This is a genomic window from Microbacterium sp. A8/3-1 (genome assembly GCF_040267695.1).
GTDB lineage: Bacteria > Actinomycetota > Actinomycetes > Actinomycetales > Microbacteriaceae > Microbacterium > Microbacterium luteolum.
In genome coordinates this window covers 2,245,491-2,258,774 of the sequence record NZ_CP158357.1, presented here as the reverse complement: position 1 = coordinate 2,258,774, position 13,284 = coordinate 2,245,491, and the positions used below count along the sequence as shown (strand labels likewise).

At 69.4% G+C, this 13,284-nt stretch carries 11 protein-coding genes; 8 read left to right on the top strand and 3 right to left on the bottom strand.

The genetic code is table 11. From position 1 onward, the window contains the following. The first annotated feature begins 22 nt into the window (after positions 1 to 22). The 4 genes from ABS642_RS11115 to ABS642_RS11100 are packed head-to-tail and all read left to right on the top strand — an operon-like array spanning position 23 to position 4,653. Complete coding sequence (locus ABS642_RS11115; RefSeq protein WP_350350108.1) at positions 23 to 946, top strand: aldo/keto reductase; 924 nt, start codon at positions 23 to 25, stop codon at positions 944 to 946. Beyond that, the gene (locus tag ABS642_RS11110; protein WP_350350107.1) at positions 943 to 3,939 is read left to right on the top strand and encodes a glycoside hydrolase family 2 TIM barrel-domain containing protein; all 2,997 of its coding nucleotides are present in this window, start codon (positions 943 to 945) and stop codon (positions 3,937 to 3,939) included. Before ABS642_RS11115 ends, ABS642_RS11110 begins: the two co-directional genes overlap by 4 nt. A 31-nt stretch (positions 3,940 to 3,970) precedes the next feature. Beyond that, on the top strand, positions 3,971 to 4,375 hold the full coding sequence (locus tag ABS642_RS11105; RefSeq protein WP_341946420.1) for a VOC family protein: 405 nt from the start codon (positions 3,971 to 3,973) through the stop codon (positions 4,373 to 4,375). Continuing rightward, positions 4,372 to 4,653, top strand: coding sequence for a helix-turn-helix domain-containing protein (locus ABS642_RS11100; protein WP_350350106.1), 282 nt, complete (start codon positions 4,372 to 4,374; stop codon positions 4,651 to 4,653). The genes ABS642_RS11105 and ABS642_RS11100 overlap by 4 nt, the downstream gene beginning before the upstream one ends. 22 nt (positions 4,654 to 4,675) lie before the next feature. Here ABS642_RS11100 and ABS642_RS11095 read toward each other — a convergent pair whose 3' ends face one another. The 3 genes from ABS642_RS11095 to ABS642_RS11085 are packed head-to-tail and all read right to left on the bottom strand — an operon-like array spanning position 4,676 to position 9,197. After that, positions 4,676 to 5,935 carry a four-carbon acid sugar kinase family protein gene (locus ABS642_RS11095; RefSeq protein ID WP_350350105.1) on the bottom strand — a complete coding sequence of 420 codons (1,260 nt, stop codon included), beginning with the start codon at positions 5,933 to 5,935 and terminating at the stop codon, positions 4,676 to 4,678. An 8-nt stretch (positions 5,936 to 5,943) separates the two neighbouring features. Continuing rightward, entirely contained in the window at positions 5,944 to 7,200 is a 1,257-nt protein-coding gene (locus ABS642_RS11090) for a RuBisCO large subunit C-terminal-like domain-containing protein (RefSeq protein WP_350350104.1), read from the bottom strand. Between the two features lie 5 nt (positions 7,201 to 7,205). Then, positions 7,206 to 9,197, bottom strand: coding sequence for a beta-L-arabinofuranosidase domain-containing protein (locus tag ABS642_RS11085; RefSeq protein WP_350350103.1), 1,992 nt, complete (start codon positions 9,195 to 9,197; stop codon positions 7,206 to 7,208). A 210-nt stretch (positions 9,198 to 9,407) separates the two neighbouring features. Between ABS642_RS11085 and ABS642_RS11080 the strand changes: the two genes are divergently transcribed. The 4 genes from ABS642_RS11080 to ABS642_RS11065 all read left to right on the top strand — a co-directional run bounded on the left by ABS642_RS11080 (position 9,408) and on the right by ABS642_RS11065 (position 13,279). Further along, positions 9,408 to 10,748 (top strand): extracellular solute-binding protein, encoded by a 1,341-nt coding sequence (locus ABS642_RS11080; protein ID WP_350350102.1) that lies wholly within the window; start codon positions 9,408 to 9,410, stop codon positions 10,746 to 10,748. 65 nt (positions 10,749 to 10,813) lie between these two features. Next, positions 10,814 to 11,695: a sugar ABC transporter permease gene (locus ABS642_RS11075; RefSeq protein WP_350350101.1), complete on the top strand. Its 882-nt coding sequence runs from the start codon at positions 10,814 to 10,816 to the stop codon at positions 11,693 to 11,695. 2 nt (positions 11,696 to 11,697) lie between these two features. Further along, the gene (locus tag ABS642_RS11070; RefSeq protein WP_350350100.1) at positions 11,698 to 12,612 is read left to right on the top strand and encodes a carbohydrate ABC transporter permease; all 915 of its coding nucleotides are present in this window, start codon (positions 11,698 to 11,700) and stop codon (positions 12,610 to 12,612) included. Positions 12,613 to 12,616: 4 nt separating this feature from the next. Continuing rightward, positions 12,617 to 13,279, top strand: coding sequence for an aspartate/glutamate racemase family protein (locus ABS642_RS11065; protein ID WP_350350099.1), 663 nt, complete (start codon positions 12,617 to 12,619; stop codon positions 13,277 to 13,279). The last annotated feature ends 5 nt before the right edge of the window (positions 13,280 to 13,284 follow it).

The window sequence follows — 13,284 nt, the reverse complement described above, 5'->3', positions numbered from 1 at the left end:
CTCGCGGCGAGGAGATCCCACGATGACGTCCCGGCAGCGGCCGACTGTTCTGGTGCTCGGCACCTCGGGGCTCGGCTCCGGCGACGAGGAAGCCGCGGTCGAGACCGCCGTGGCGCTGCTGCGCAGCGAGCACCTCATCGACACCTCCAACAACTACTCCGGTGGAGCATCCGAACGCATCCTCGGGCTGGGGCTGGCCGCGCTGGCTCCCGAGGAGCGGATCGCGGCAGCGCGCAGGATCATCACGAAGGTCGACCGGGATCCGGAGACCGGCCGCTTCGACGCCGACCGCGTGCTGCGCTCGGTGGAGGAGAGTCTAGGACGGCTCGGCATCGACACGGTGCCGCTGCTGCATCTGCACGATCCCTACGTCGTCACGGTCCGTGAAGCTCTGGCTCCCGGCGGGGCGGTCTCTGCGCTTGTCCGGCTGCGTGAGGAGGGCATCGCGGCGACGATCGGCGTCGCGGCCGGTCCCGTGCCGCTGCTGCAGCGCTACCTCGACAGCGAGCTGTTCGACGCTGTCCTGTGCCACAACCGCTACACGCTCGTCGACCGCAGCGCCGCGTCGATGTTCCGCGATGCGCACGAGCGTGGATGGCAGGTCTTCAACGCGGCGCCGTTCGGCGGCGACCTGCTGGCCCGCGGGCCGCGTGCCGGTGCGCGGTACCACTACCGGCCGGCATCCGAGGAGCTCGTGGACTGGACGGCGCAGGCGGAGCTCGTGTGCACCCGTCACGGGGTCTCGCTGCCCGCCGTCGCCCTCGCGCTCTCGCTGCGAGAGGAGACGATCGACGGCACGGTCGTCGGCGTCTCCTCTCCGGCGCGCCTCGACGCGCTCCTGCAGCTCGCGGCGACGCCGGTCCCCGACGCGGTGTGGGACGAGCTCGACGCGCTCGGTCCGGCTCCGTCGCCCATCGACGACAGCGGATACGGGGACGACGAATGACCGGTCGCTACTGGGAGAGCACGCTGCCCGGTGCCGGCAGGCGCGCCCCGCGCGCGGATACCGTGAGCGATGCCGCCGTCCGCAGCCTGAACGGCGTCTGGCGCTTCCGGCTCGCGCCGACCGCCGCCGGGACGGGCGACGACTTCTTCGCGACGGAGTTCGACGACACCGACTGGGACGCGATGCGCGTCCCTTCGCACTGGGTGCTCGAGGAGTTCACGCCGCTGGCCGGTGGTCCTGCGCGCCGCATGCTCGGCACCGAGGAAGGCCCGCTCTACACGAACACCGCGTATCCCATTCCGCTGGATCCGCCGCACGTGTCGACCGAGAATCCGACGGGCGACTACCGACTGGTGTTCGACGTTCCGGACGACTTCGGAGCGGCCGTGCTGCGCTTCCAGGGCGTGGACTCGTGCGCGAAGGTCTGGCTGAACGGCGAGGAGCTCGGCTGGTCGACGGGCAGCCGCCTGCCGTTCGAGTTCGACGCACCGGTGCGCGCCGGCCGGAACGTGCTGGCGGTGCGCGTGCACCGCTGGTCGGCCGGGACGTACCTCGAGGACCAGGACATGTGGTGGCTGCCCGGCATCTTCCGCGACGTCGAGCTGCTCGCGCGGCCGGCCGGTGCGATCGACGACCACTTCGTGCACGCCGACTACGACCCGGTGAGCGGAGTCGGAACCCTGCGCGTCGACGCCTCGATCGATGCCGTGGTGGAGGTCCCCGAGCTGGGGATCTCGATGCCGACCGGCCAAACCGTCGCGGTCCCCGTAGAGCCCTGGAGCGCCGACAGCCCGCGCCTCTACCGCGGCACCCTGCGCGCGGCGGGGGAGTCCGTCGAGCTCGCGATCGGATTCCGCCGCGTCGAGATCGTCGACGGGGTGTTCGTGGTCAACGGCTCTCCGCTCACGTTCCGGGGAGTGAACCGCCACGAGCATCACCCCGACACCGGGCGCGCGCTCGACCGCGAGACGATGATCCAGGACATCGTGATGATGAAGCGCGCGAACATCGATTCGGTGCGCACGAGCCACTACCCGCCGCACCCCGCGTTCCTGCGCCTGTGCGACGAGTACGGACTGTGGGTGGTTCTCGAGGTCGACCTGGAGACCCACGGCTTCATCTACGAGGGCTGGGAGCACAACCCGCCCGCGCTTCCGGAGTGGCGCGAGGCGATCATGGATCGCCTGCATCGCACGGTCGAGCGCGACAAGAACCACCCCAGCATCGTTGTCTGGTCGCTCGCGAACGAGAGCATGTCGGGCGACGGCTTCACCGAGATGCGCCGCTGGCTCGCCGAGCGCGATCCGTCGCGCGTCGTGCTGTACGAGCGCGACCCGAGCTATCGCGACTCGGACTTCTACTCCCTGATGTATCCGTCGCTGGAGCTGTTGGAGAGCATCGGGCGGCGCGAGGAGCCGCGCGGCGGCAAGCTGAGCATGCACGGGATGGTGTTCGACGGCCCCGACGAGCCGCTTCCCGCCGGGGTGACCGAGGCTGAGGAGGAGCGCCGTCGGGGGCTGCCGTTCCTGCTGGTCGAGTACGCCCACGCGATGGGCAACGGACCCGGCGGGCTGCAGGACTACTGGCGCGTGCTCCGCTCGTACGACCGGCTCTGCGGCGGTTTCGTCTGGGAGTGGATCGATCACGGCATCAACGCGGTCGACGCCGAGGGTCGCGCGTTCATTCTGCAGAGCGAGGACATCGACTACGAACCGCGCGGCGGCCGATTCAGCCTCGACGGCCTGGTGCTGAGCGACCGCACGCCGAAGCCGGCGCTCGCCGAGCTCGCGAAGGCGCACGAGGTGATCGACATCGAGGTCGGCGAGCGCGTGCGCATCGCGAACGAGCGGCACACGGCCGACACCTCGGATCTGCGGTTCCGCTGGTCGGTCGAGGCGGACGGGCGGAGCGTCGCCGACGGACTGCTCGACGTGCCGACGACCGCCCGCGGAGAGCGCGTCGAGATCGCGATCCCGGATGCCGCGGCATCCGCTCTGCGTGCGACGGACGCGGTGCTGACGGTCGAGGCGACGCTCGCGGCGGAGAGTCTGTGGGCGCCGGAAGGTTACGTGATCGCCTGGGCGCAGAAGATCGCGGCGCCGGTCGAGGATGCCGTGCGCCGAACGGGGAATCCCGCAGGGGCGACCTCGCGCGACGGTGACGTCATCCGGGTCGGGGAGGCGTCGTTCGATGCCGCCACCGGCCGCCTGATCGAGCTCGGCGACCTGCAGATCGACGGCCCCTGGATCGACCTGTACCGGGCGCCCACCGAGAACGACCGCGGACAGGGAGACAACAACAACCTGGCGGCCGTGTGGCACGCCACCGGCCTGCATCGTCTGCTGCATCGGGTCGATGACGTCGGGCTCGACGGAGAGCGCCTGGTCGCGCGCGGACGGACCGCGCCGCGCACGCACCCGCACGGTGTCACCTGGACGATGACGTGGGTGCCGGACGGCGACGGGGTGCGGTTGGAGACCTCCGTCGACTTCGTGGGGCCCTGGGCGGACACTCCGTACAAGCACCGGGACATCTGGGTGCCGCGAGTGGGGCTGCGCTTCGCTCTGCCGGCCGCCGCCGACCGAGTCGCGTGGTTCGGCCGGGGGCCGGAGGAGACCTACGTCGACTCGGTCCAGGGTGCCCGCGTCGGCCGCTTCGCGCGCACGATCGACTCCGTGCAGACGCCGTATCCGATCCCGCAGGAGAACGGCAACCACACGCAGACGCGCTGGCTCGACGTGTCGGGAGAGGAGATGGCCACGCTCCACGTGGACGGCGACCCCTTCGACTTCACGGCGCGGCGGTGGACGTCGGAGCAGCTCGAGCAGGCGCGTCGTCCGAGCGATCTCGTCGCCGGCGACCGGGTGTGGCTGAACGTCGATCATCGACAGCAGGGCATCGGCTCGGCATCCGTCGGTCCTGCACTCCCCGAGCAGTACCGCGTTCCGCGCGAGCACACCGTCTGGAGCGTGCGGCTTTCGACGCCCTCTTGACGCGGCACTTGTATTTTGCAAGTATGAGCGCATGAGCCTCTTCATCACCTGCCCGGTCGAGAGCGTCGAACGCGCGACCGCCTTCTACACGGCCCTCGGCTGGACCCTCAATGCCGAGATGTCGGATCACAACGTGTCGTGCTTCGCGATCGCGCCCGAGCAGTACGTCATGCTCGGCAGCCGCGAGATGTACGCGAGCGTCGGAGGAGTCGAGGAGCTGATCGGCGGCCCCGACACGCCCTCCAAGGTCACGGTCTCGTTCGACCTCGGCAGCCGCGAGGCGGTCGACGAGTTCGTGGAGCGCGCCGGAGCCGCCGGTGGACGCATCGGCGACACCGACGACTACCCCTTCATGTACCAGCGCCAGTTCGACGATCCGGACGGCTACCACTACTCTCCGTTCTGGATGAAGCCGGCGGACGAACCCGCCGCGTGAGCGATCTCGCCGCGGCCCTCGACGTCGTCGGCGCGCGGTGGGCACTGCTCATCGTGGAGCGGCTGCTCGACGGGCCGCAGCGCTACGGCGACCTGCAGCGCGACCTCGGTGCGCCGACGAACATGCTGGCGACGCGCCTGCGCGAACTCGAGGCGGCCGGAGTGCTGACGCGGTTGCCGCTCCGGCACAACACCCGGGCCTACGCGCTGACCGAGCGCGGAGTGGCGCTCAGCGAGGCGATCACGGCTCTCGGACGATGGGGCGCGGGGAGCGCCTAGAGCCCGCGGTCCGGCTTCGCGCTCAGGCGTCGAGCGCCTCCACGTCGAGGAACAGGGTGTCGGCACCGACCTGGCCGCCCTTGAGCAGCAGCTCCAGCCCGTCGATCGCGGGGTCCGTGGCGTGCGGCCGCAGCAGCACGACGTTGCCCCACGGATTCGCGGCGATGGACAGCGCCTCGATGCCGAGCAGCCGCGTGATGCGACTGGACGTGTCACCGCCGCACACGATCACGCGGCGCGCGGCCCGCGCCTGCGCGGCGGCCTTGACGATGATCGCGGATGCTTCCGCGATGGCCTCGAGGATCGGACGCTCACCAGCCCCTGACGCGTCGGCGTCGGCGGAGGTGAAGACCACTCCGCGGCCGGAGGAGAGCGCCACCACGGCATCCTGCGCGGCTTCGGCCGCGTCGGCGACGTCGAGAGGAAGCGGCTGGACCAACCACCCCGCGGCCGCGGCGGCCTCGGCCTGCCGACGCGTCTGCGGCGAGCGGCTGCCCGAGACGACCAGCACCGCACCGGCGGCCGGTGTGGCGACGGGAACCGGCGCGCTCGTGCCGGGCGCCGCTGCGGCGATGCCCTGCGAGAGGCCCCCGGAGCCGATCGCGAACACGGGAACCGGGAGGTCGCGAAGGGCGGCGCCGACGGTGACGAGATCCGCGTCCGTCACGGCATCCAGGACGACGCCCGCCGCGTCCGCATGGCGGAGGCGCTCGGCGAGGTCGGCGTAGACCGTGAGCGACACGGCTCCGATGGGCAGGGCGGTCTGCCGGCCGATGTGGATCGCGAGATCGGCCTCCGTCATCGGGGTGGACGGGTGACTCGACATGGTCGGCTGCCGGTCCAACCGGTGCACGACGCCGTCCTCGGACGCGAAGTGCGTGCCGAACAGGGTGAAGCGCCCGAAGTCCGGCTGGGCGAACAGCATCGGCACCGGATGCGGCGCGACGATCTCGCGCCCGAGCTCGATCACGCGTCCGAGGCTGCCGACCTCCGGCGCGGAGTCGGCGGTGGAGCACGCCTTGTACTGCACGATCGGGGCGCCGGTCGCGACCAGAGCCCGCAGCGCGGGGATGACCTCGGCATCCATCTGCTCCGGCGAGAGCGATCGCGCGATGCCGGCGATCCCGACCACGTCGACGGCCTGCGCCGCCGCGTGCAGAGCCTCGGGCGTCGGGAGCGTGGTGAAGAGACGCCCCGACCATCCGCGCCGCGCGAACTGCAGCAGCGCGTCGACGCTCCCGGTGAAGTCGTCGCCGTAGAACGCCGCCCGGATCTCAGGCATACCGGACCTCAGACACGGACCGGGCCGAAAACCTCGGTCGCCCGGCGCAGAGCGGCCGATCGGTCGACCGCATCCTGAGCCGTCTCGCCGCGGGCCGCCGACGCCCAGGCGTCGCGCATGCTGCTCACGCCGGCCGCCGCGCCGTCGGGGTGGCCGTGGATGCCGCCGCCGGCGAGCACCAGCAGATCCGTCGTGCCGACCGCGCGGTAGGTGGCGTGCGCGAGGCCTCCCCATTGGCCGCTGGAGAGCACCGGAACGGTCGGGGCGATCCCCAGAAGTGGTTCGCGCACCGCGGCGATGGAGTCGAGCACCTCGTCGTCCGTCTCGTAGAACTTGTTGCTGATGCCGTTGGTGTGCAGATGATCCGCGCCCGAGAGGCGGGCGATCTTCTGCCACGCGCGAAAGCCTATCCCGACCTGCTCCGACCGGCCGATCGCACCGAACATGGTGCGGTGCCCGTGGATCGGCACGGCGGTGTGCGCGCTGAGGAATTCGAGGCCTGCGAGACCGACGAGGTTGACGCACGCCATCACGCAGGTGCCGCCGGCGGCGACCACGAGATCGTGGTTCGCCTCGAGGCGCGAGATGTCGTCGGTGATGTTGAACGCGTACATCGGCATGCGGCCGGTGCGGTCGGCGTACCGGTGCAGCACCGGCATGACCGCGGCGACGCGTGCCGACAGCGGCGAGGACGGGCCGTTCCCCTGCAGCTCGTCGTCCTTGATGAAGTCGATGCCGGCCTCGGCGAGCTCTCCGACGACCTCCGCGAGCTCGGCCGGGGCGAGGCCGATGCTGGGCTTGATGATCGTGCCGATCATCGCGCCGTCGGACGCGCCCATCAACCGGCGTGTGCCCGCCACCCCGAAGCGCGGACCGCGGTAGCGCTCGGCGAACGCGGGCGGCAGATCGAGGTCGATCAGGCGCACCGCGGAGAGCTCCTTGATCTCGAAGAGGTTCCCGGCGACGGCCGCGAGCAGGTTCGGGAGCGAGGGCCCGAAGTTGTCGAGGGGGAAGCGCAGCCGCAGCACGGCCCTGCGCCGTTCGGCGGGGTCGCCGACCGCGCCGGGCAGCGGCGAGGCTCCGGTCAGCGGAATCTCCTGGAGGGACTCGACCTGGGCGGCGAACCGTGCCCGGAGGTCGTCGGACTCGCGCTGCACGCGGACGAACGTGCCGGTGGACTGCTCCCCGGCCAGCACCTCGGCCGCGTGCTGCAGCGGAAGCGAGGTCTCGATGACATACGTCGCGATGACGTGGTGCGTGCTCATGCGAGTCACCACACCAGGGGGAGCCACACGGACATCTCGCCGGCTCCCCGGTTGCCCCACGTGTAGTACGGCACGAGGCGGGCGGGAGCCGTGGCGACCTCGGCGTCGCCGAGCAGATTGTAGAGCGAGTCCTCCGACGTGGTCGGCAGCACGGCGATCTCGGTGTCGAGGGCGACGACGCGGTGACCGTCGATCTCGGTCGGCACCGGCGTCAGTTCGAACTCGCGCCGGAGCGCCGCCTGCTCGAGCACGACCCCATCGGGCAGATCGGCGCTCTCCAGGGCGTAGACCACGGGTCCACGGCGCACCGCGACCTGGTTGGCTGTCTCCTCGGCGAGGCGGTGACCGCGCAGCATCCGCACCGGCATCGGCAGCGTCAGGACGACCACGTCGCCCTCGACCCAGTCGCGCTCGATCCGCGTGTACGTGCTCGGTGCCGACACCGCGACCTCGGCGCCGTTCACCGTCGCGGTCGCGCCCTCGCTCCAGCCGGGGATGCGCAGATGCAGAGGGAGGCCGCCGCCGGATGCCGCGGTCACGGTGAACGTGAGCGTCTCGCTCCAGGGGTAGTCGCTGTCCTCGCGCAGGGCGAGGGAGCGGCCATCCTCCGTCGTCACGTTCAGCTCGCTGCCGCCGTACTGGTGCACGTACAGGCCGTCGTCGCCGAGACTGGCAGCGCGCTCATGGAACCGGGCGAGCGTGCGCGCGATGTTCGGAGGGCAGCAGAAGCAGGCGAGGTAGCTCTCGCGCAGGCGCTCATCAGAGGGCGGCGGCGGGGGAGTCGGATGGATCGCGGTGTCGCCGGGACGACGCAGCGGATACGGGAGGTCGCGGACCTGGCGCAGGGCGTTCGTGTAGAAGTACTCGGAGCCGCCGAGGCTGATGCTCGCGAGCAGGCTGTTGTAGGCGACCTGCTCGATCACATCCGCGTACTTCGCGTCGCCGGTGAGGGCGAGCATGCGCTCGCTCCAGAAGATCATGCCGATGTTGGCGCACGACTCGTTGTGCGCGGTGGTGTGCGGCAGCTGATACGCGCGGCCGTAGGCCTGGTGCACGCGGCTGATGTCGCGCTGCCACGGGGAGGCGTCGGGGGAGGCGCCGTCGTAGAGCGCGCCGCATCCGCCGGTGATGTAGAGCTTGGTGTCGACCACGTCCTGCCACAGCCGCTCCAGCACACCCTCGAGCTCGGCGTCTCCGGTCTCGAGCACCAGGTCGGCGAGGCCCGCGTAGAGGTAGTTGGCACGGACGGCGTGACCGGCCACGACCGTCTGCTCGCGGATCGGCACGCGGTCCTGGTTGTCGTCTCCGCCCTCGAAGTCGTCACGCACGCGCACGAACGCCTCGGCGAGGCGCAGGTAGCGCTCCTCGCGCGTCACCCGGTACAGCTCGATGACGGCCATGTAGTGCGAGGGGCAGATGGCGCTGCGGGCGAGCTCCAGCGGCCTGTTCGTGGCGAGGTCTTCCAGGAAGCCTGCTGCTCTGCGCGCCGCGTTGAGAAGAGTGTCCGACCCGGTGACCTCGTGGTGCCGCACGCCGGCGGTGATCAGGTGGCCGAGGTTGTAGGTCTCGAAGTGGAAGCGGTCGGCGAGGGCTGCGACGTCCAGATCGTTTCGATCCGCGATGATCGTCGGGGTGTGCAGGTAGCCGTCGGGGCGCTGCACGGAGGCGATCAGCGCGGCGATGTCCTCGATGCGCGCGGCGAGCTCCTCGTCGGGGTCGGTCTCGAGACTGGCGATCGCCGCCTCCAGCCACTTGTAGAAGTCGCCGTCCATGAAGGAGGGGCCGAGGTGCTCGCCCTCCTCGAGGCCGGCGGCGATACGGAAGTTCGCGAGCCCCGGGCTCACCGCCGGATCGCTGAGCGACGACCAGATCTGCGGGACCGTGACGTCACGCGTGCGATCGTGGATGCTGCCCCAGAAGCCGTGGGTCCAGCGGGCGCTCTGTGCTCCGAGCGGCCGCAGCGGGCCCGATTCGCGCAGAGTGTTCGTCGTCGACATGACGTGTTCCTTCCGAGGCGGCTGCCGTCGATGGCAGCAGTCAGATCGTGCATTCTGCAAGTCATCGCAGGACTGCATGATCATGCATGCTAGCGCGAAATCAGGGTCGATGTGAATAAATTTTCAATACTGATTGTTGACACACCGTTGAAACGATTCTATTCTCATGTCATACCCCGCATCGCCCTGCACTTCGTCAAGGAGGACGTCATGAACATCCACAGCACCCGCAGCCGGAAGTGGCTCGCGCTCGGAATCGTCGTCGCGGCGGCCCTGCCGCTCGCGGCCTGCGGCGGCTCCGGCGACAACGGCGGCGGCGGTGGTGGTGGCTCGTCCGACGGCGGCACCGACCCCGAGGCCTTCACCGTGATGACGGCCAACGAGAACACGGTCATCGGCCCGACGCTCGACGCTCTCGCGGCCGACCAGTGCAAGGCCGAGAACGAGGCGCTCCCCATCGAGCACCAGAAGATCGCTCAGGCCGACACCGTGCAGCGCATCACGCTGCTGGCCAGCCAGGATGCCCTTCCCACGCACACGATCGCCGGCACCGCGCTCATCCGCCCCACCGGCGACCTCGGCGCTGCGGGCCTGGTCGGAGACCTGAAGGCGGCGCTCGAGGAGAAGGACGCCTGGGACAACGTGCTGCCCGCTGCGGCATCCACCGTCGAGCAGGTGTACGGCGGGTTCGTCTCGCTGCCGTACCAGTACAACATCGAGGGCATCTTCTACAACAAGCAGATCTTCGAAGAGCTCGGCCTCGAGGAGCCCCAGACCTGGGATGAGCTCGCCGAGGTCTCCCAGGAGCTGCAGGACGCCGGGTACACGGCCATGGCCCAGGCAGGTGCCGCGGGCTTCCCACTCACCCGTCTGCTGGGCATGTACATCTTCCGCAACGTCGGACCCGAGGCGATGCAGGCTGTCGCCGACGGCGACGCGAAGCTGACCGACCCCGAGTACGTCGCCGGTGCCGAGGCGATCGCCGAGTACGCCGAGAAGGGCTACTTCGGTGAGGGCTTCTCGACCCGCGACCCCGACGCCACGTCGAACCTGTTCCTCACGGGCAAGGCCGGCATGGCCTACGACGGCACCTGGCTGCTGAGCGCCATCAACGACCCGGAGCGCAACCAGATCGGCGGAGAGAACGTCGGCTTCATGCCGTTCCCCGCGGTCGGCGGCGGCAAGGGCTCGATCGACCAGTACCCCGCCAACGCGGGAGCGCCGATGATCATCGCGGCCGGGCAGTTCGGACCGAAGGTCAAGGACTGGGTCGCCTGCATCGCCGAGAACTACGGCCAGCAGGCGCTGCAGGACACCGGCTCGATCTCGGGCTTCGCCGTCAACGGCGAGGTGTCCGACATCAGTGAGAACACGCTCGAGATCCAGGAGCGCATCTCCGGCATCGACGAGACCGTACTGTGGTTCGAGGCGCTGATGGACCCGAAGAGCAATTCGCTCGCGTCCACCAACGGCACGCTCCTCACCACCGGTCAGATGTCTCCGGAGGACTACATGGCGGCGCTGCAGGACAGCATCGACGCCAACCGCTGACCCGGAAGCCGACTCCTCGCCGTCCGGGTGAGGAGTCGGCCTCTTTCCGAGAAAGGACCGAGCGAATGAACTCGATCTTCGGAGATCGCAAGACGATCTTCATCCTGCTCGGCCCCGCGCTGCTGCTCTACACGCTGCTGAAGATGGTGCCGGTGCTGTGGTCGTTCGGCCTCTCGTTCTTCGAGGGCAACACGCTGCGCGGGTTCGACTTCGTCGGCATCGAGAACTTCACCACGTTCTTCACCGACAAGGCCGCGCTGCAGTCGCTCGGCGTCAGCGTCTTCTTCGCCATCGTCGCCACGATCGGCCAGGTCGCCCTCGGGTACGGACTCGCGCTCCTCTACGTCTTCGTGCTGCGCAAGGGCTCCTCGCTCGTGCGCACGATCGTCTTCTTCCCGGCGATCCTCCCCACCGTCGCCGTCGCGCTGCTCTTCAAGAGCTTCGTGGCCGTGGGCGACAACCAGGGGCCGGTCAACGACATCATCAACTTCTTCGGCGGTGAGAGCGTCGAGGTGCTCGCGTCGACGGCCGGAACGATGGCGACCGCGATCGTCATGACGCTGTGGAGCTCGATGGGGTTCTACGCGGTGCTGCTCTACGCGGGCCTCCTCGACATCCCCGAGGAGATCATCGAGTCCGCTCGGCTCGATGGCGCCAACGGTCTGCGTCTGGTGAAGAACATCATCCTGCCGCTGTCGCTCCCGATCCTGCTGTCGTCGATCATCTTCAGCCTGAACTCCACGCTCAAGGTCTTCGACAGCCTCCTGGCGCTGAACAACGGTCAGCCGGGCACCTCGACAGCACCGCTGACCCTGTACATGTACCGCACGGCCTTCGAGTACGCCGAGTACGGCTACGGATCGACCATCGCACTCGTGCTCACGATCCTGTGCCTGGTCTTCACCCTCGCGATCTTCCGATCGCAGCGACAGAAGGCGGAGGTCTGATCATGACGACGCTGCAGACGCAGACACAGCTCACGGTCGCCACGCCCACGGTGCAGCGGCCCCGACCGGGTCAGGGGCGCCGCGCCGCGATGCGCGCCATCCGTCGCATCCCGGTCTGGATCCTGGTCGCGCTCCTGATGGTGGTCGTGCTCTATCCGCAGGTGTGGATGGTGCTCGGATCCTTCAAGACGCAGTCGGAGTTCCTCTCGGACCCGGCGCTGTCGCTCCCGAAGACCTGGCAGTTCGACAACTACATCTCGGCGCTCACGAACGGCGATGTGGCCCGGAACTACCTCAACAGCATCATCGTGACGATCCCGTCGGTGCTGCTGATCGTCTTCATCGGCGTCGCCGCCGGGTACGCGCTCGAGGTGATGATCTGGAAGGGTCGCAACGCGGCCCTGCTCTACGTCCTCGCCGGCATCATGGTGCCGGGGCAGATGATCCTCGTCCCGCTGTTCATCGTCTACTTCCGGCTCGGTCTCACGAACACGATGCTGCCGATGATCATCACCTACACCGTGATGGGTCTGCCGCTGACGACCTTCCTGATGGCGACGTACTTCCGCGCCGTGCCGCGGGAGATCTTCGAGGCCGCGACGGTCGACGGCTCGGGTCCGCTGCGCTCGTTCTTCCTGATCGGCATGCCGATGATGAAGAACGCCATCCTGACGGTCGGGATCGTGCAGTTCTTCAGCGTCTGGAACGATCTGCTGATCGCGCTGACGTTCACCACCAGACCCGAGCTCGCGACGATCCAGGTGGGACTGCTCAGCCTGAGCGATGAGTACGGCTCCACGCAGTACGGTCCGCTGTTCGCGGCCGTGAGCCTCAACATCCTCGTCCTGATGATCGTCTTCCTGGCGCTCAACAAGAAGATCATGGCCGGCATGGCCGGCGGTGCCCTGAAAGGATGATCCGGTGACCTCCTCCAATCCGCGTGTCGCGTTCATCCACACCGGTGCCGTCGTGATCCCGCCGGTCGCGGACCTCGCGCGCGAGCACCTCGCCGGGGTGACCACGGTCAACTACCTCGACGACAAGATCGTCGCCGATCTCGGGGATCCCGAGCGCGCGGCATCCGTTCCGGAGCGCCTGATCGACCTTGCCCAAGCGGCCCGTGCAGGCGGGGCCGATGTCGTCATGTTCACGTGCTCGTCGATCTCGCACCTGGCAGGTCCCACAGCGGATGCCGCGGGCATCCCCGTGCTGCGGATCGACGAGGCCATGGCCGATGACGCCGTGACCGCGGGGGACCGGATCGCCGTCCTGGCCACCCTCCCGACGACGTTGACCCCCACCCTCGCCCTGCTCCGCGAGCGCGCGGAGCGAGCGGGACGAGCGCCGGAGTTCGTCAGCGAGGTCGTGGAGGGAGCCTTCGCGGCCGTCTACGGCGGCGACAGGGCCACGCACGACCGGCTGGTCGGCGCCGCGATCGAGCGGTTGGCCGCGGATGCCGACGTCGTCGTGCTCGCGCAGGCGTCGATGGCCAGTGCGGCCGCAGGCGTCGACGTGTCGGCGCGGGTGCTCACGAGCCTCGACCCCGGCATCCGGCGACTGAGCGAGGCCGTCGCGGCGCTCTAGGAGCG

Bases quoted from the DNA above. Each gene is read 5' to 3' on its own strand.
- ABS642_RS11110 (WP_350350107.1), top strand. From the start codon at position 943: ATGACCGGTCGCTACTGGGAGAGCACGCTGCCCGGTGCCGGCAGGCGC.
- ABS642_RS11085 (WP_350350103.1), bottom strand. From the start codon at position 9,197: ATGTCGACGACGAACACTCTGCGCGAATCGGGCCCGCTGCGGCCGCTC.
- ABS642_RS11075 (WP_350350101.1), top strand. From the start codon at position 10,814: ATGAACTCGATCTTCGGAGATCGCAAGACGATCTTCATCCTGCTCGGC.
- ABS642_RS11095 (WP_350350105.1), bottom strand. From the start codon at position 5,935: ATGCCTGAGATCCGGGCGGCGTTCTACGGCGACGACTTCACCGGGAGC.
- ABS642_RS11080 (WP_350350102.1), top strand. From the start codon at position 9,408: ATGAACATCCACAGCACCCGCAGCCGGAAGTGGCTCGCGCTCGGAATC.
- ABS642_RS11070 (WP_350350100.1), top strand. From the start codon at position 11,698: ATGACGACGCTGCAGACGCAGACACAGCTCACGGTCGCCACGCCCACG.
- ABS642_RS11105 (WP_341946420.1), top strand. From the start codon at position 3,971: ATGAGCCTCTTCATCACCTGCCCGGTCGAGAGCGTCGAACGCGCGACC.
- ABS642_RS11115 (WP_350350108.1), top strand. From the start codon at position 23: ATGACGTCCCGGCAGCGGCCGACTGTTCTGGTGCTCGGCACCTCGGGG.
- ABS642_RS11090 (WP_350350104.1), bottom strand. From the start codon at position 7,200: ATGAGCACGCACCACGTCATCGCGACGTATGTCATCGAGACCTCGCTT.